The organism is Arthrobacter sp. TMT4-20 (assembly GCF_054510775.1).
In genome coordinates this window covers 1-16184 of sequence record NZ_JBTNDW010000018.1, presented here as the reverse complement: position 1 = coordinate 16184, position 16184 = coordinate 1, and the positions used below count along the sequence as shown (strand labels likewise).

Sequence of the window (16184 nt, the reverse complement as noted above, 5' to 3'; positions counted from 1 at the left end):
AACCTCCCCAAACCGGCCCAGTCCGGCACCGATACGACCCAGTCCAACTGAACCGCTCTGGGTTTGTTGGAGACTCCTGATCTTGGAACGAGAATAGAGTCATGGCAAAGAGTCAGGGATCTGGGAAGTCGACGGCACGTCGGTATTCGCCGGAGGAGAAAGCGGCTGCAGTCCGGATGCTTCGGACCTTGCGGGCGGAGCTGGGGACCGAGCACGGAACGGTGCATCGGGTCGCGTCGCAACTGGGATATGGAACTGAATCGGTGCGGGCGTGGGTGCGGCAGGCGGATGTTGATGATGGCCAGAGCCCAGGGGTGAGTACCTCGGAGGCCAGACGGGTGCGTGAGCTTGAGCAGGAGAACCGTGAGCTGCGTCGTGCGAATGGAATTCTCAAGCGCGCCGCGAGTTTCTTCGGGGCGGAGCTCGACCGCCAACATCGGAAATAGTCTCGTTCATCGACGCGAACAAGGATGACGTTGTCGAGGGACGACGGCTCGGAGTCGAGCCCATCTGTACACTGCTGCAGGTGGCTCCGAGCACCTACTATGCCGCGAAGAACCGCGCACCGTCGGCGCGAGCTGTCAGCGATGCAGTCCTTACCCCGGATCTGATCAGACTCTGGGAGGACAATTATCGTGTCTACGGGGTCCGCAAACTTTGGAAAGCCGCCTGTCGTGCCGGGATCGACATCGGCCGCGATCAGACTGGCAGGCTGATGCGCGCCGCCGGCATCGAGGGTGCGAGGCGTTCAAAGCGTGTGAGGACGACGAGGCCGGATCCTGCCGCGAGGAGGCACCCGGACCTGGTGAACCGGGAGTTCACCGCGGTGGCCCCGAACCGGCTTTGGGTGACCGACCTGACCTTCGTTCCGACGTGGGCTGGGGTCGCGTATGTCTGCTTCATCATTGACGTGTTCAGCCGAATGATCGTCGGGTGGCGGTGCGCGTCACACATGCGCACCGAGATGGTCCTCGACGCGATCGAAATGGCACGGTGGGGCCGCGGCACTCACCATGATGACCTGCGCTGTCACAGCGATGCGGGCAGTCAATTCACGTCGATTCGCTACGGCGAACGTCTCGCTGAAATCGGTGCAACACCGTCGATCAGGACCGTCGGCGACAGCTATGACAACGCGCTGGCCGAGACCGTGAATGGCTATTACAAGACCGAACTCGTCCGAGGCCCCGTCCGACCTGGTCCCTGGAGAACGGTTGAGGACCTTGAGCTAGCGACCCTCGGATGGGTTCACTGGCACAACACCGAACGTCTTCACGGCTACCTCGGCGACATTCCACCCGCAGAATTCGAGCAAACGTTCCATGCTGGCAAAACCAACAACACTAAGCTGGTAGAAATCAAATAGCGCGAGTCTCCATCAAACCCAGAGCGGTTCAAACCCTGCTGTAGAGCTGAGGGTAACGGCTGAACTGGTTTTCGATTCCGGGCATTCCTATGAGTATCAGGGCGATGTTGTCGCGGTCGTAGCGGTCACGCAGCACTTCGAGTGCGGTTGGGCTCAGCCGTTCGGACTCGTCGATGATAATCAGCTCGACATTCTTACTGGTGCCTTTACGAGGACCTTGCTTTTTCTCCGTCTTGTAGAGATGTTCATCGATACAGAGGGAGACGCGGATGGTGAGGTGTTCGATGTCGGACCTGGTTTCTTTGGGTGTGCTCAGGACACCAGGGGTGTAGAACACGGTGCGCTTCTTGGCGAGGCTGGCGTAGATCTGGAAGTCCGAGTCGTCGCGTGGCCCCCATTCCTCGAGAAGCCCTTCGGCTTTGTTCCAGTTGGCGTAGCGCCTGGCGGAGAGGGTTTTGCCGATTCCTGCCTGCCCGACCCCTGGTATCCCGTGTTAGCGGGCATCTTCCGCACATGCATGTTCTAGTCTGATTCCATGGAAGACCAAGCCGCCAGAGGATCCTCAGATGTTCCCGCAACCTCGTCTGATGGAAACGCCCATTTCGTCGGTTCCTACGAGCCGCTTGAGAGCGAAGAACCTTACGTGGCAGAGGATCAGGACGCTAACCCTCCGATAGGTCCGCATGAGGCCGACGTTTGGTTGACCGAATGGCAAGTGTTGGAGGACGGATTCGACGTCGTGCTTGGCGACTATGTCGATTGGTTGCTGGTACCGATGGATCAGGACTGGCTTGGTCTTTTGTTCACGGGCCGCTGGCCAGTGGCTCTGCAACGCGATACCTACGCCGACGCAGAACAAGATGGTCTGGGCAGATCATTGAGAACTAAACTCACGGGTCACGTGACACGGATCGATCAGGTGTCCGTCCGGTATCAGCAGCATCCTTCATCAACAGACCGCGGAGAGCACTTGCCTGAAATCGGCGGTGCCATGCAGCACAACGTGTCCAGCATCCAGGAACGTCGAGGCCATCACGGAAGCGTCGTCGGGTGGATCGTCAGAGTTCAAGCACCCGCGTCCTGAGGCATCGTACCCAGAACAGCTATCGCGGTTTAATCCCGGGATACCACTTCCGAACATGTCTTTTAGCGGATCCCTACCCGGGCACTGGTCACGAGATCGTTGGCAATCGTCCCGTAGAAGGGTCCTTCACCGATCGCAGTCGGCTTCTACATGGCAGGCCGACGCGAGAACGTCCAGTGCGGACTCCCCTGAGTTTGAGTGTGCTGATCCCGTGGATGGGTGGATGGGTGACCAAGCGGGCGGCGGCGCCGGGTGCCCGGCAGGAGCCGGGCACCCGCGGGGCTAACGGAAGAACTCGCAGTAATAGGTCCCGAGCCGGTCTCGATAGGCGGGATCGTCAGCGGTGGCATCATCGAGTTCGGCGAATCCTTGATCTGGGCCTTCGTGAGATCGACGTAGACCTTCTCATCCGCGTCGTCGACACGCTGAATCGTGCCCGCCGGAAGAATTACCTTCCGGCCGAAGATCCATGGGCCGGTGTCGACCACGATGCTGCTTTCATCGACCGCGTTGCTGGCCTCGTCGACCTTGCCGATGTCGCCATCGGAGGCGTGAACGCGTTAGCCCACGATGGTGCCGGACTCAGCTGCGCGAGCCGACGAATCACGGTAATTCCAGGCGTCCCACCGATCGAAGTCATCGGAGACATCCTGTTGCGATGACCGCCAGAATCCACCGATTCCTCAGGGGGCGAATTTCGCTCGTCGTGACCGAATGTGCCCTTTGACCGGACGATCAATGGAGATTCGCCGCGCCCGTGCTTTCGACAGAGTTTTCCAGCGGGACCAGCGGATCGGACCACTCGCCAGGCTTGTCGAATACGCCCTGGATGAACACCGTGCGCCCGGCGTCGGTGTTGCGCCCGGAGTTACTCACCTTGACGGCTGCCTGTTCTCCCAGCAAGAGATGCATTCCAAGCGGAGGAGGGGCGCTGGAGCCGCTCGCACCCGACGCTTGCGCCTTCGCCTGCTGTGCTTTGCGCGCCGCCACAATGTCGGCGGTAATGTCGCGCCAGGTGCGCTCCAGGAGACCTTCACCGCGGATCAACCCGCGGAGGGATTCCGCATCGGCCAGATGGCTCTGGTTGGGGCGGCTCGCCCATGGGACCGGAAGCTCGATCGGCTCGCCGTTCCCCGCGCAGATTTCCTGGCAGACGAACAGCCCGCCCGGCCTGAGTACCCGGGCGATTCCGGAATACAGGCGGCGCTTGTCCCGGACGTTCATCTGCATTTGTATCGTCCACACCACGTCGAAGCCGGACGCGGCGAACGGAAGCTCCAGGGCATCACCCGCCTGAAAGCGGGTGCGATCGGACAACCGCGTCATCCGAGAAAGGGCGTTGGCCACCCCGCAGAATTCAGGCGAGAGATCGATGCCTGTCACGTCGCAACCCAAAGTTGCGGCGAGGTAACGCGCCGGGCCGCCCAACCCGCTGCCCACGTCGAGCACTCGCGATCCTGGCGGAATCTTCGCAAGCTCCACCAATGCGCGCGTGGCCGAACGTCCCGCGGAGTGAAACTCGTCGGCTGGCGCGAGATCTTCGTGCGTGACCGAGTCCAGGTCCTTGCCGAGAGCTTGCAACCCCGCCACGATTCGCGGCAGAAGTCCGCCCGGCTCGTAGTGACGAAGCATTTCTTCGTGCGAGTCGCCCATGGACGCAAATTCTGCGCGGATTTCGGGGAGCCGTCAAGTATGCGCTTGCTCCCACCACCCCGTCACCTGCCCTCCTCCGGCAGGAGGGAGGGTCTGGCCTGTGCCCTCACGAGGTCTCCACTCGACGCAGAACGGCATCGCAGACCCCCCTAACCAGCAAACGATCTCTGTCCTCCTAAACGACATCGGAAGGGTCGCGGTCGTGCAATTCTCCCTTCGTCCCAAGGGTCCGTGGGTGGCTGACAACCTGGATCAGCGGATAGCTCGCCTCCCCTCAATCGCTTACGGCTTCGTCGTCCGCTGGACCGTTCCCGAGATGCGATCCATGGCGCAATTCCTACTGGTGCTGTCAGGCGTCTTGCTCGGCACCGCAGCAACGCTTCTTATCGAATTTCTCCTGCCCCGCCGTGCGGCAGAGAAGGCAGAGGAGGCGACGGATGCGTCGCGAGAAATTCAAGAGACGTCGCTAGAACTTCTTCGCGAGGCTCAACTCCTGCTCGCCCACGCGCAGGCCGAGTTGCGTCAACGACCCTGGTGGCGACGGCGGCCGAAAGGTTCAAGGCGATACAAATAGGAACCTTATCTACCTCGACCCTGTCGTCTCGCGGAGGCCAACATCGCCGCTCAGCAATCACAGCGAGCCACCAGCGGTCGTAAGCCGGTCCTTCACCGCAACAACGGGAACTGCAAACTTATACGCGGGTCTGCATAGGCCAAACCGTCCCTAGACCGGGACTGCTGAAGGTTTAGTTGACAGCTGGGGTTGATAGTTTGCTATGCGGCTGTGACCGCATTGTTTATTGTCTCAAACTCGATCGGGGTTAGCCGGCCGAGGGTGCGTTGCCGGCGTTTACGGTGATAACTTCGCTCGATCCAGGTCGTGATAGCGAGCCTGAGCTCGGCCCTGGTTTCCCACCGTTTCCGGTTCAAGACGTTCTTTTGCAGCAGCGAGAAGAACGATTCCATCGCAGCATTGTCACCGCACGCGCCCACCCGTCCCATCGATCCGCTCAGCCCATAGACGTGCAGGGCGGAGACGAATTTCCTAGATCTGAACTGGGACCCTCTATCGGAGTGAACTACCGTACCCGCGGGTTTTCTGAACGAAACGGCATGGTCCAAGGCCGCTACTGCCAGGGACGCTTTCATCCGCCCGTCCATGGAATACCCGACGATCCGGTTCGAGTGCAGATCTTTGATGGCACAGAGGTAAAGCTTGCCTTCGTCCGTGGGGTGTTCGGTGATGTCGGTTAACCATTTCTGGTTCGGCGCCGCCGCCGTGAAGTCCCGATCGATGAGGTCATCGTGGACCGGCGGGCCGGTCTTGATCCCGGATCTGCGCCGACGGTGGATCACCGACAGGATGCCATTTGCTGAACACAGCCGCCAGATCCTTCGTTCACTCACCACCTGGGCGCTGGCGTTGATTTCATCGGCGATGAACCGGTACCCGAACGCAGGGTCATCACGGTGGTGATCTATGGCGGCGTTGATCAGATGTGCTTCCTCCCAGTCCCGGGCCGAGACGGCGTTCGCAGCCCACAGATAGTAGGCCTGTCTGGAGAAGTTCAATACCCGGCAGGACACTGCAACAGGAACCCTGACAGGGGCGTCCTGGGCAGCTAATTCACGGACCAGCGGGTACATCATTTTTTTGGGTTGATGTCCCTGGACAGGTAAGCCACGGCACGGCGCATCACTTCCGCTTCCTGCTCCAATAACCGGATCCGCTTATTGGCCTCCCGGAGCTTCACAGAGTCATCGGACACGCCCCCGGAGTTCACCCCGTCTTCGCGGTCGGCGATTTTCAGCCAGCGGTGCAAAGCCGCAGGTGAGACACCGAAGTCCTTCGCGATCTGGGCAATGGGCGCTTCGCCCTTTCGGGCCACCGCGATAACGTCACGGCGGAACTCACCAGGAAAGGCTTTAGGCATGATGAACATCCTTCCACCAGCAAGGACCAAATCCTCACAGGCAAAGTGTCAAGCAAACCTTCAGCAGTCCCCACTATTGCTTTCCGAATGGCTTGCGGAAGTCCCACTCGGTCCCTTGCACACTGTGCTTGTCAGTTGAGACCGTTCTACTCGAAAGGGAACATCACCTTCACAAAGGGGCAGCTAGTGTCTCGACAGATGTCGGGTCCAAGGACAGCTTGGTAGTCCCGTTTTCCTTCCCGGCATCTGCTACCTCAGTGCTCGAAATGAAGAGAACGCAGGAGATGACCGAAGCGTTTTGGGACGAGCGCCAAAGAATCCCGGTTAGCGGGCTTACCTTCCCAGTGATGCGAGTGCGGAAAAGATCAGCCACCTTCTGGGTAGGTATATAGACACGCTTTTCCTCATCTGATGGGTGAGCAACTTCAGTGATGTCTTCAACGAAACCGGTCAGGAAAGCGATGGGGGCGCGGAGGTGACGACGCTTTGAATCAAACAGCGAAGGAACAGCGGGGAGGTCGGTCAGGTCGAGGACATCCAAGGCCCTGGTTGTCTTGAACAAGCCAACGGTGCCTTCATCGGTGGGATCAGCGTAGCCGGCGACCTCTGCTCGTGGTCCTTCTCGAGTCGAAGCTCCATAAAAGGCGCCCATACCCTTTGGGCTCATTCGGTTGTGCTTCGCGTATTGATTTGGCGGGGTGCCTATGGCAGCAGCGGAGGTATGCCGCTCTCCTGGATTGTGAACCCGTATGCGCCACCACTCGGTCGAAACAGGCAGTGTCCTTATTAGACCTGATTCGCTGACTGAATGGATAAGAGCGCCAGGCATGTCATGCTTCGCGATCTCCCCCGCTCCTAAACCATGGTGTGCGCTGTCCTCCGCCCGCGGCAGACGTTTGTGTTCTCTCACAAAGTCTCTAAATGCATTCCAACCCCACTTCAGTGCTTCAGTCGGCGAGCTCGCATAGGGGTCACGCTGGCACCATTGTTCCTGCGGAATTAGGTCGCAGAGCGCTTCATGTACGGATTCACGTTCTGTCACCTCGAAATCCCACAGGAGATCGGACAACTCATACACAGCGCCTACCCATTCACCGTCATAGGCTAAGGCCTCGACCGGGGCTTCGTATTCGTGCCGCAATCCGTTAACGATCAGAGGTAGGACCACCTCAATTGGTCCGCTAGCTGCCGCAGCTGAGGGGGTCCGCCCGCAGTAACTGCACACGTCCTTAGTATTCTGATCGCGCAATGCCTGCGCTAGAACTTGTTCAGTAATGCAGTCAGTGCACACAATCGTGCCATCCTCATACCAGCCGCGTTCCTCTTGAGCTTCTAGTTCATTGTCTATTCCCATAGGACGATCCTAAGAGTGAATGGACGCACCGTAGTCCACCGATTCCCGTAAGGCGTGCCCTATAGAATGCCCCGATCAAGGTACGAAACCTACGCATGGGCCTTGTCTTGCAACTCTAGGGAAAAGAGACGCAGAGGTTTCGACACACCGAAGCGGATTGGATGGAGGGGGGCGCCCGCCGGCGGGATCGCCTTTCGGATCGAGAGGCAAACCCAAAGCGAAAAAGCCGGGGCTGCGACGGATAACGCCCACGTAACGGCTGCCGCGGGACACTTCTTGTACATGGCGCGTCTTCTCAAGTGCGACAGCACGAGATCAGACAAGCCAAGGCAGTAGTGCCACATTCATTCAGAACATTACTAGGACTGGCGAGATCATGGGTTTATGGGGCGCGGTCAAATCGGCTGGTAAAGCAGTCGGCAGCGCGATAAAAGATGGGGCGGAGGCAGTCGGTGACGCCGCCGTAGAAGTAGCGGGTGTCACTGAAGATATTGGCTCTGCAGGGGGCTGGTTTGCCAACCGGGCATGTTCCCTTGACGGTGACATCATTTGTGGAGCCGGGTCCGGCCTGGGAGGCATCTGGTCCGGAGGATTCAACATAGCTGGTGGACTCATACGTAACGCGGGCGAGATTGCTGACAGCGGGCTGTCCGGCGTCGGCAACCTTTTTCAGGGGCGCCTTAGAGATGCCTTTCACGATCTGGGCGGTGTTTTCGCCGGCATTTTGGGCGGTGTCGTGACTGTGACAAGCTGCCTGAAGCAAATTTACGACGAGGCGAAGAGACACTGGGACCGTAATCAACTCCGCAGTTTTGTCGCAGAACTCATCGATAACGAATTTTCCGACGACGCCCAGCTGCGGACGGACATTAAGCGAGAAGCGGGAATCGATAGGACGGATTGGGGTTTGAGGGTCCACGCAACGCACCGGCTCCTGACCCTGGACAGCACGGACGGCTTGGACCTGAGGGGCCTCCATGGCGAGGCGTTTAACTTGTACGAGCTCGCAGGGTACAAGCAGCTCGAATACTTCGGACCCAGCTATCCCACTGCTGTCGTCTACACAGACTCTCCTGAGGCAGGCGGGGCTTCGGAAAAGGAAATTGAGGAATACCTGAGCGGCGGCCGTCAGAAAATAAAAGTGGCGGCAATGCATCCCAAGCACAGTGACCGTTCAAAAAAGTATGCATCTATGATTACGCCCGATGTCGGCATTCGCCTCTCATGGAACGACCAGCCTTACAGCGTGAAAGACGGCGATCTAACGGCGAGCAACTTTCCAGTCCACTGGAAGCCCGGAGCAGAGCATGCTGCTTTTCTTCGTCGCCATAATTTCCGTGACGGATCTATTCAATCCGAGTGCTCTCTCGAGGCGTTCGGCGTCCTGTTTCCCTACGAAGGTGGCGTTCAGAACCGCGGCGTAGCCATAGGCATCAGAGGGCTTGGCGCCACCGGCGGCTGCGCTCGTACTGACGACTGCTGCGCCTCCATTGACACCGGTCCTAATCGGGGCACCTCTGTCGCATATATGTGGCCGAACAACGCTGGCGCACGCGCCTCAAATCGTTTCATTCTCGCGCACGAGATCGGGCACTGGCTGGGACTGTGCCATAAAGGACATGACAATTCCTCACAAATAATGTTGACATTGAAGGAAACTTCTTGGATCAAAGCCTTAGGAAAGGCCTTTTGGTACGGCGCCCAGCACCCTGATTTCACGAGGGAAGATGGCCGGAACCTCTGGAGATTCATCCTCCAGGAACGTGCGGGAAAGTGCTTCGCCGTCCAGCAGGAGCCTAGCCCGGTTGAGTAGCACGACTGCCGGTGGGTGACAGCCTGTATATGAGATGTGCCTTCTATCTGAAGGTGACGAGTCGGCTTGAACGAAGCCAGGCCCTTCGCCAACGGGTGAAACGTGGACACGACCTTCCTTCGTCGGATGCATCACTGTCCCGTCCGTATGGAGCAGATCGGCAACTGTGACCTAGCCTCGATTCTTCATGATGCTCGTTGATGGCCGCTGATTGGTGGCGGCGACTGGCGAGCGGTTGTTTTCTGTTTTCGGGCAGTCTGGTTTGGCCTGTTGGTTCGCCTAGGTTGGCGCCGGTTCCACTTCCGGGTGATCGTGCTGTTTGTTGGGACAGGATGAGGTCCATGGTCAGCCGGTGGAAGGAACGGGGCCTTTATTGAGGCGGGCGGTGTTCTCCAGTAGCAGTTTCAGGAGGTCTTTCTCGGGCGCTGTTTCCGGGAGCAGGAGCTGGGTGCGGCGGGCGCGGGTGATGATTTTCCCGGCGGTGGCGAAGATCCGGTAGCGCCAGCCGTTTGACGTCCCGGGCTTTGGCGTGGTGGCCGTCCGGGAGGGCGGTGAGCGCCAGTGGATTAGCAACCGCACAGAGCACCAACAGCCTCCGGCGTCTCACAACCCTAGAGATATGAGGCGTCTTTTCGCTTACCCCCTGCCCAATCGGTGCTACCGAATGTGACTGTTAATTCAGAATGGCGGTTCTGCCACAGCTCGGTTTGGCGGTTCAGGTGCCCTCAGACGGAACCGACGGCGACTGGAAGGCCCACGCCCGCCAGGTAATTGGTGATGACGCTGTTGAACACTTCTTCTGGTCTCTCGGGGTCGTGTTGCCCGGTGAGTGCGCCCGCCAGAAACGGGTAATTCCCGGACTGGACTACATCGGAGAGGTACTGCAGGCGCGCGTTCGCCCCGTCGAGGCCCGTCCCGGAGCTGTCGGCTGATGCCAGCTCATTTTGTACAAATGCGGAGGTGATGGCCGTCATCATGGCCACGGTCTGCAGCTTGGCGGGCCCTGGCATGTTCACCGGCTCCATTGCGGACAAGGCACGCTCCAGATATCGGAGAGCATTGGGGCCCATTGAAGGCCGGGTCAGCAGCAGCGGAGCCAGCCACGGGTGCCGGTGCATAATGGCCCGGCCTTGCCGTGCCAGATTCAGCAGCTGCATCGGTGGTGGTTCATCGGAGGGGTCAAGGTCGTATTCACTACTGACCGTGTCAACGATGAGTTCGATGAGCTCGTCGTGGGATTTCAGATACCGGTACAAGGACGCCCCGCCGGCTCCGATGCCGGCGGCCACTCGTCGGATGGACACCGCCGTCAGGCCGTCCCGGTCGGCGATATCGATCGCCGCCGCGGCAATCCCCGCGCGTGAGTGCTCCGGTTTCGGCCCGACACCGGAACGCTCCGGCCGCAGCCAGATATCAACGCGGTCATGAGAGGGCATACCTGTTCCGCCTTTCGTCTAGCCGCCTGGGTTAGGTTCCGTACCTATTCCACTATATTCTTGATTGCGAACGGTGATCGCAATCAAGCGGAATGAGGAATGTTATGCGGGTACTAATGATTACGCCAGGGACCCGAGGGGATGTCGCCCCGATGGCCGGGCTCGGCAGCAGACTTCAAGCCCTGGGCTATGACGTCGCAATCGCGGCGAATGCCGCGTATGCCCCGCTGGTCACCGCAGCCGGGTGTGAGCACCGCGAATTACCCGGAGATATGAGCCACTTGGTCAGCCCCGCCGCGCCGGGGAAGAAGGCCACGGGCGCGGATCTGCGCAGGTACATGCGCGAACTCGGTGACTACATGGACCTGGCCGCGACCGGCACCCTTGCCGCGGCCGAGGCCGGCACCGACGTGATCCTGGCCAACGCGATCGCCCCCTATGCCTACGATGTTGCGGAGGCCTTCGGTGTCCCCGCCATCGGTGCCCACCTGCAGCCGATCGAACCAAGCACCGCCTATCCGCCCGTGACCCTGGGATCGGCCCGCAGCCTCGGCTCGGTCGGAAACAAACTGCTCGGGTCTCTAATATCCGCTGGGAAAGCACCCTATGACGCCCCGAGCGCCCGCATCCGCCAGATGCTCGGCCTACCCAAAAAGGCCCGGTCCGCATCCGACCGTACCCGAAGGAAAACCAACAGTCCCGTTCTCCACGGCATCAGCCCCACCGTATTCCCGCGCCCGGCGGACTGGCGATCCGGGCTCACCATGACCGGCTACTGGTGGTCGGAAGTTGAGCCGGGCTGGCAGCCCCCTGCGGAGCTGGTCGAATTCCTCGCGGATGGACCGCCCCCGGTGTTCATCGGCTTTGGTAGCAGTGCGGCCCTGGACGCAGAATTCATGCTCGACGCCGCGCACCGTGCCGGGGTTCGCGCGGTACTGCAGGGCGTACAGGGTGTCGCCGGGCCCGATGCCATCAGCATCGGTGCTGTTCCGCACGAATGGCTGTTCCCCCAGATGGCCGCTGTCGTCCACCACGCCGGAGCGGGGACCGCCGCGGCGGGGCTGCGCGCCGGCGTGCCGACGGTCAGCGTGCCGATATATACGGACCAACCGTTCTGGGCCGCACGGATCACGTCCCTCGGCGGGGGCCCGCAACCGGTCCCCTACAAGGAACTCACCACCGAACGGCTGGCCGACGCCATCACGCAGGCCACCACGACGCCGGCCTACGCCGCACGAGCACGCCAACTGGCAGCAATGCTCGCAACGGAAGACGGAACCGCGCCCGTCGCGACAGCGCTGCGGACCGCCGCGAAGCAGATGTAGCGCGTTCCAAAAACGACCGTTTCCGCTACAAACAACCAGGCGCGTTCAATAGATTCCGTGCACTCCCAAATTTTGTAGTGTGACTGTTAGCCAGGAATGGCGGTTAATCGCAGCTTCAGTTGGCGGTCCTGTCGTCCTATTTGGCGATCCTTCTGCGAGACGCTGACCGCTTGCCGCTACCGCTCGGGCTTGATGTTGCCATACGACGAGGTGGATCGGCCAAGACGCCATTCGTAGCCGTCCACTTCAATCTTCAGAACTGAGACCTCGCCCCGGCGAAACAGTCGCCACTGTTTTTCTATGTGCCCTTTCCCTTGAAGGTAGGCGCACACCACGAGGCATAGCTTACGTAGTTCGGCTTCCTTTTCATCCTCGACGTCGTCGTAGGCGAAGAGGATCGTGCCGACGTCCAGCTCAGGTATGAATACAGTCGCCCACTCGTAACTGGCTCTGATCCTTGCTGTGCGGTCGTTGCCGAAGCGGCCGCTCACACGAACGCTGTGCAGCCCGGGTTGGGTTTCAGGAATGGCCTTCACAACGGCCAACGTCTCGTTAAACACTTCGTCCACGACACGGTGCAGCAGGGCTTTGATGTCGATCGTCACGGAGTCAGTCTCTCAGTCCATGGGCAGCTGTGCAGTCCGATTGAGGATCCCTCAGCGGACACTTTCTCGGGCGGGTCCACCGCAACATGGCGAGCCGTCGAGTTCGTGATTAGGCAATTCGCGGACTGTGGAGGCATCAGGTGGGTTTGTTGAAGGCCAAGGCGTACCACCGGGAGCAGCGGGGTTCGGATTCGAGCACGTCCGCGATGAAAACATCCAGCTGCCGCCTAGTCCTGGGATAGCCGTCAGGAAGGGTCTGGCTGATCCCCTGGGCTTCGGCAGTGATTTGGTGCAGCAGGGCGAGGACATCGATGTGGGGCCAGAAGGACAGCCCGCCGACGAAGCGCTCTTGGATCATATACATCTCATCTAGGAGCTCATCTATACCGATCTCGTCAGTAAGCGGACCGTCCGGGGTCTCCATATGAGCAGGGGTGCCCGTGTAGATCGAGTCTAGGGAAACCGCTAGTCGGTGGAGCTCCTTGATGCATCGGCGGCGTGCCAGCAGCCGCTTGGCCGGCATCGGGACGTGCATAAATTATCCTTCGGTGTTGCTGAGGTCGATTGTTCACATCTGCCATAACGGGTCCAGGCATCCTGTTTCCAGGCGCTGCCCACCTGCTTATCCTAATAAGAATTGAGGTGCATCATTTGCGGATCTCTCAACGAACATCCGGCTTCACTCGTGCTCGACTCTAAAGTCCGGGGCAGAATGGCAGGTATGACGAATATTCTGACGCTGGCCGATCGGCAGGTACCCGGCACCACGTTAAAGAAACGCTACCTCGTCTTCGGGACGGTCAAAAAGACCGTTGAAATGCATTTCGATTTCTTCATAGACGGTAAGTCACTCCGCACCTGGATCCAAGAATGGGAGGGAGCAGACAGACCTCCCGAAGAGGTTTCCCTCCTGACACCGGCTAAGCCAAAGCTCGCACTCGAACAGATCGACAGGCTTCTCGGGCTTCGCCCGCACCAATACTGGAACCGGGCATGGTTGCTGTTCTGTCAGGCATGCTGGGACGAAGGCTGCGGAGGAGTGACTGTCGACATCCACCGCGAGAACGGCCGGGTCACCTGGTCAGGTATCGGATGGGACGACTCCATCACACCTGACACTTACCGAATCGAGAATGCACGCACCTTCGAGTTCGATGAAAAGCATTATGATCAGGTCTTCCTAGAAGTACGGAATCGCTTCACCCGCGGGTAACAGTGAGCTGAGGCGTACACAGATCATGCCCGCCAGTAAGCCGATCCTCTAGCGCGACAACGTATTTCGGCAATTTATACATTCAGCCGTATAGTCCTGAACTCGCCGCGATATTGGTGCGGCACGGACGCGGGCTTGTCTTCGTGTTTGCCGATGTCTAGCTCTCGGGTACGCCCAGGGTTCAGGACCATGGCGTCGCAGAGTGATTTGTAGAAGGTGCCGTACCAACGACCAGTACAACCGTCTGCAGCACTTGGTGCCACCATCTGAACGGTTCTCGAACTGTGCCGCATAAAGGCTGCATGGCGCCTACCTCCAGGTCAAAGCATCGACTAGGTTATAGCAGGGTTCAAGGACACAGGCCGACTTGTGATGATGAGTGCCGCTCGGCACCGCGGAGGAATCTGGTGGCATTCGAAGGTGTAGCTAACAGTTTCAACATTTGTGGGTGGATCACCCGTCTGTCGCTTCGACGGGACTGGGGGAAACGGTACGAGCAGGAGCTATCTACTCAGGATGCAATGTCGCGGGCGACTGCCAGAGACTACGAGCATTTCATCGAGAGCTGGTCATCGATAAGCATGATGGTGGCCGCGATAGCCATACTTCCTTTGGGTTGGGTCTCCATGCAAATCATGCCAGCTCTGTTTGTCCCTCTAATCATTGTCCTCATCTTCCTTCCAATGGCAGCAATAATATGCTTTATCGAAATACGACTTCGTCTCGGAGCCCAGCTAATATCTAAACGATTCAGGGGAATCCCTCCCAGAGGGCTGACTTGGCTAGCCGATCGCAAGTCCCTGAGAGTCAGCAGCTTCATCAGTTATATCTGTGCCCTGTTGCTGTACCCCGCGCTGGGATCTGTAATGGGCGGTTAGTCACGTCGGACTGTACGGGGCAGCTAGTTTTACTCAGACAGGTCGTTGGTTACACCGGGTGATGGGTGCTTACTCCACCATCGTCTGTGATTGCCCGGTGATTAGCGTATCCCGCAACTCTTGGTGCAACGGCGAGGGGCGCCATTCGAGGCCGCCCACCTCGATGCTCAGGACCGGGACCGAGCCCTGGCCGAGGAACCGTCGTCGAGGGCGTCTATCCACCCTTTACTCGCCAGGGATGCGTCTGGTGCGGGCCATCCCTCCGCAGGTCAAATCGGCTTCGGGCCGCTCGAGAAGTTTCGCCCTAGGCGCCACTCGAAGCCGTCTGACTCGATGACCAGTTTGCGGACGACGCCGCGGCCCAGCAGACTTCGTCGTTCACTGATACGCCCTCCTCCTTCGAGGTACGCGTGCATGACGCGGCAGACACTCCTTAACTCTGCCTCCCTGTAGGCCTCGATCACGTTTTCGGCGTCATCGTCTTCTTCACCATCGTCCAATAGAACGCTGGTTTGGACATTCAGTTCCGGAATGAAGACGTCAATCCATACGTGGCCGGCTCGGATGGTTGCTGTCCGGTCCTCGCGGTAACGGTTGCTCACCCGGACGCCATGTGTTCCGTGGGCTTCATCAGAGCTGACCCGCGTTGCAGTGAAGTCTCCATTGAAAACCTCTGCAATGACGCGATCGAGCATGGCCTTATTTTCGATCGTCATAGAGCAGTGTTAACGCCGGCCGAAAGTAGGGCCAGGAACGCCAACTGAAAATAGGGCCACCGACCATGATGGAAGGTGATCAATTTGGATGATTGGGCGAAGATACGCCACCTGTTTTCGACGGGTCAGCACTCGAAGCGTGAGATCGGCAGGATCGTGGGGGTTTCCCGCGGAACAGTGGATCGGGCGTTGGCATCGGATCGGGTGCCGAAGTATCAGCGGGCGTCTGGGGCGTCGAGTTTCGACGCGTTCGCTCCGAGGGTGCGCGAGTTGTTGGTGAAAACCCCGACAATGCCAGCAGCGACGCTCGCGGAGCGGGTGGGCTGGTCTGGATCGGCGTCACTGTTCCGGGCGAAGGTCGCCTTGATCCGGCCCGAGTACGCGCCGCCGGACCCGGTGGACCGGCTGGTCCACGTACCGGGCTTCCAGATCCAATGCGATTTGTGGTTCCCGCATGAGCCGTTGCCCGTAGGCGAGGGCCAACACGATACGCCGCCGGTGCTGGTGATGACGTCGGCGTTCTCGGGATTCATCCAGGCCCGGATGCTGCCCTCCCGCACGACCCCTGATCTACTTGGCGGAATGTGGGCCCTGATCCAGGACGCGCAAGCGGTCCCGGCGCGCCTGTTATGGGACAACGAATCCGGTATCGGCCGTCGCCAGCCAACGGAGCCAGTGGCCGCGTTCGCCGGATCGCTGGGGTTGGAAGTTCGGTTACTTCCACCGAGGGACCCGGAGTCCAAGGGCATGGTGGAGCGGATGAACAGGTTCTTCCGGCAACGCTTCATGCCGGGCCGGAACTTCGCC

The 16184-nt window shown here is 59.6% G+C and carries 16 protein-coding genes and 2 pseudogenes; 8 read left to right on the top strand and 10 right to left on the bottom strand.

What is annotated here, in order from left to right; genetic code table 11:
* Nucleotides 1–101 precede the first annotated feature (101 nt).
* A protein-coding gene (locus ACX80Z_RS14415; RefSeq protein WP_459316337.1) for an IS3 family transposase occupies nucleotides 102–1366 on the top strand; the annotation gives its coding sequence in 2 pieces (ribosomal slippage) (nucleotides 102–405 and nucleotides 405–1366; 1266 coding nt in all).
* 31 nt (nucleotides 1367–1397) lie between these two features.
* On the opposite strand, the pseudogene ACX80Z_RS14410 reads toward ACX80Z_RS14415, so the two are convergent.
* A pseudogene (locus ACX80Z_RS14410) lies at nucleotides 1398–1841 on the bottom strand (AAA family ATPase); the annotation flags it as partial.
* A 60-nt stretch (nucleotides 1842–1901) separates the two neighbouring features.
* Here ACX80Z_RS14410 and ACX80Z_RS14405 point away from each other — a divergent pair.
* A complete protein-coding gene (locus tag ACX80Z_RS14405; protein ID WP_459316336.1) occupies nucleotides 1902–2450 on the top strand; it encodes a DUF6578 domain-containing protein in 549 nt (182 codons plus the stop codon).
* A 176-nt stretch (nucleotides 2451–2626) separates the two neighbouring features.
* Nucleotides 2627–3112 carry a hypothetical protein gene (locus ACX80Z_RS14400; RefSeq protein ID WP_459316335.1) on the top strand — a complete coding sequence of 162 codons (486 nt, stop codon included), beginning with the start codon at nucleotides 2627–2629 and terminating at the stop codon, nucleotides 3110–3112.
* Nucleotides 3113–3185: 73 nt separating this feature from the next.
* Here ACX80Z_RS14400 and ACX80Z_RS14395 read toward each other — a convergent pair whose 3' ends face one another.
* Nucleotides 3186–4103, bottom strand: a complete 918-nt coding sequence (locus ACX80Z_RS14395; RefSeq protein WP_459316334.1) for an SAM-dependent methyltransferase — start codon at nucleotides 4101–4103, stop codon at nucleotides 3186–3188.
* Between the two features lie 235 nt (nucleotides 4104–4338).
* Between ACX80Z_RS14395 and ACX80Z_RS14390 the strand changes: the two genes are divergently transcribed.
* Nucleotides 4339–4677: a hypothetical protein gene (locus ACX80Z_RS14390; protein ID WP_459316333.1), complete on the top strand. Its 339-nt coding sequence runs from the start codon at nucleotides 4339–4341 to the stop codon at nucleotides 4675–4677.
* A gap of 200 nt (nucleotides 4678–4877) precedes the next feature.
* Here ACX80Z_RS14390 and ACX80Z_RS14385 read toward each other — a convergent pair.
* Both ACX80Z_RS14385 and ACX80Z_RS14380 read right to left on the bottom strand, forming a co-directional pair.
* Nucleotides 4878–6037, bottom strand: a protein-coding gene (locus ACX80Z_RS14385) for an IS3 family transposase (RefSeq protein WP_459316332.1) whose coding sequence is annotated in 2 segments (ribosomal slippage) — nucleotides 4878–5756 and nucleotides 5759–6037 — 1158 coding nt in all. Because the reading frame shifts where the segments join, the coding sequence is not laid out codon by codon here.
* A gap of 169 nt (nucleotides 6038–6206) precedes the next feature.
* Entirely contained in the window at nucleotides 6207–7391 is a 1185-nt protein-coding gene (locus ACX80Z_RS14380) for a HEPN-associated N-terminal domain-containing protein (protein ID WP_459316331.1), read from the bottom strand.
* A 376-nt stretch (nucleotides 7392–7767) separates the two neighbouring features.
* Here ACX80Z_RS14380 and ACX80Z_RS14375 point away from each other — a divergent pair, with 376 nt between their 5' ends.
* A complete protein-coding gene (locus ACX80Z_RS14375) occupies nucleotides 7768–9204 on the top strand; it encodes a zinc metalloprotease (protein ID WP_459316330.1) in 1437 nt (478 codons plus the stop codon).
* Nucleotides 9205–9549: 345 nt separating this feature from the next.
* Here the strand turns inward: ACX80Z_RS14375 and ACX80Z_RS14370 are convergent.
* Together ACX80Z_RS14370 and ACX80Z_RS14365 are read right to left on the bottom strand one after the other, a co-directional pair.
* Nucleotides 9550–9766, bottom strand: a pseudogene (locus ACX80Z_RS14370) (IS1380 family transposase); the annotation flags it as partial.
* A gap of 163 nt (nucleotides 9767–9929) precedes the next feature.
* Nucleotides 9930–10640, bottom strand: coding sequence for a TetR/AcrR family transcriptional regulator C-terminal domain-containing protein (locus ACX80Z_RS14365; protein ID WP_459316329.1), 711 nt, complete (start codon nucleotides 10638–10640; stop codon nucleotides 9930–9932).
* Nucleotides 10641–10744: 104 nt separating this feature from the next.
* On the opposite strand from ACX80Z_RS14365, the gene ACX80Z_RS14360 reads away from it, so the two are divergent.
* Nucleotides 10745–11965, top strand: coding sequence for a glycosyltransferase (locus tag ACX80Z_RS14360; RefSeq protein WP_459316328.1), 1221 nt, complete (start codon nucleotides 10745–10747; stop codon nucleotides 11963–11965).
* Between the two features lie 176 nt (nucleotides 11966–12141).
* On the opposite strand, the gene ACX80Z_RS14355 is transcribed toward ACX80Z_RS14360, so the two are convergent.
* Together ACX80Z_RS14355 and ACX80Z_RS14350 are read right to left on the bottom strand one after the other, a co-directional pair.
* A complete protein-coding gene (locus ACX80Z_RS14355; RefSeq protein ID WP_459316327.1) occupies nucleotides 12142–12570 on the bottom strand; it encodes a hypothetical protein in 429 nt (142 codons plus the stop codon).
* Nucleotides 12571–12706: 136 nt separating this feature from the next.
* On the bottom strand, nucleotides 12707–13105 hold the full coding sequence (locus ACX80Z_RS14350) for a hypothetical protein (protein ID WP_459316326.1): 399 nt from the start codon (nucleotides 13103–13105) through the stop codon (nucleotides 12707–12709).
* A 186-nt stretch (nucleotides 13106–13291) separates the two neighbouring features.
* On the opposite strand from ACX80Z_RS14350, the gene ACX80Z_RS14345 reads away from it, so the two are divergent.
* Nucleotides 13292–13783: a hypothetical protein gene (locus ACX80Z_RS14345; RefSeq protein WP_459316325.1), complete on the top strand. Its 492-nt coding sequence runs from the start codon at nucleotides 13292–13294 to the stop codon at nucleotides 13781–13783.
* A gap of 947 nt (nucleotides 13784–14730) precedes the next feature.
* On the opposite strand, the gene ACX80Z_RS14340 is transcribed toward ACX80Z_RS14345, so the two are convergent.
* Nucleotides 14731–14883, bottom strand: coding sequence for a hypothetical protein (locus tag ACX80Z_RS14340; protein ID WP_459316324.1), 153 nt, complete (start codon nucleotides 14881–14883; stop codon nucleotides 14731–14733).
* 47 nt (nucleotides 14884–14930) lie between these two features.
* Nucleotides 14931–15377: a hypothetical protein gene (locus tag ACX80Z_RS14335; RefSeq protein ID WP_459316323.1), complete on the bottom strand. Its 447-nt coding sequence runs from the start codon at nucleotides 15375–15377 to the stop codon at nucleotides 14931–14933.
* A 75-nt stretch (nucleotides 15378–15452) separates the two neighbouring features.
* On the opposite strand from ACX80Z_RS14335, the gene ACX80Z_RS14330 reads away from it, so the two are divergent.
* A partial coding sequence (locus ACX80Z_RS14330) for a transposase (RefSeq protein ID WP_459316322.1) occupies nucleotides 15453–16184 on the top strand: 732 nt, incomplete at its 3' end.

Bases quoted from the DNA above. Each gene is read 5' to 3' on its own strand.
- ACX80Z_RS14405 (WP_459316336.1), top strand. From the start codon at position 1,902: ATGGAAGACCAAGCCGCCAGAGGATCCTCAGATGTTCCCGCAACCTCG.
- ACX80Z_RS14395 (WP_459316334.1), bottom strand. From the start codon at position 4,103: ATGGGCGACTCGCACGAAGAAATGCTTCGTCACTACGAGCCGGGCGGA.
- ACX80Z_RS14380 (WP_459316331.1), bottom strand. From the start codon at position 7,391: ATGGGAATAGACAATGAACTAGAAGCTCAAGAGGAACGCGGCTGGTAT.
- ACX80Z_RS14375 (WP_459316330.1), top strand. From the start codon at position 7,768: ATGGGTTTATGGGGCGCGGTCAAATCGGCTGGTAAAGCAGTCGGCAGC.
- ACX80Z_RS14365 (WP_459316329.1), bottom strand. From the start codon at position 10,640: ATGCCCTCTCATGACCGCGTTGATATCTGGCTGCGGCCGGAGCGTTCC.
- ACX80Z_RS14360 (WP_459316328.1), top strand. From the start codon at position 10,745: ATGCGGGTACTAATGATTACGCCAGGGACCCGAGGGGATGTCGCCCCG.
- ACX80Z_RS14350 (WP_459316326.1), bottom strand. From the start codon at position 13,105: ATGCACGTCCCGATGCCGGCCAAGCGGCTGCTGGCACGCCGCCGATGC.
- ACX80Z_RS14345 (WP_459316325.1), top strand. From the start codon at position 13,292: ATGACGAATATTCTGACGCTGGCCGATCGGCAGGTACCCGGCACCACG.
- ACX80Z_RS14335 (WP_459316323.1), bottom strand. From the start codon at position 15,377: ATGACGATCGAAAATAAGGCCATGCTCGATCGCGTCATTGCAGAGGTT.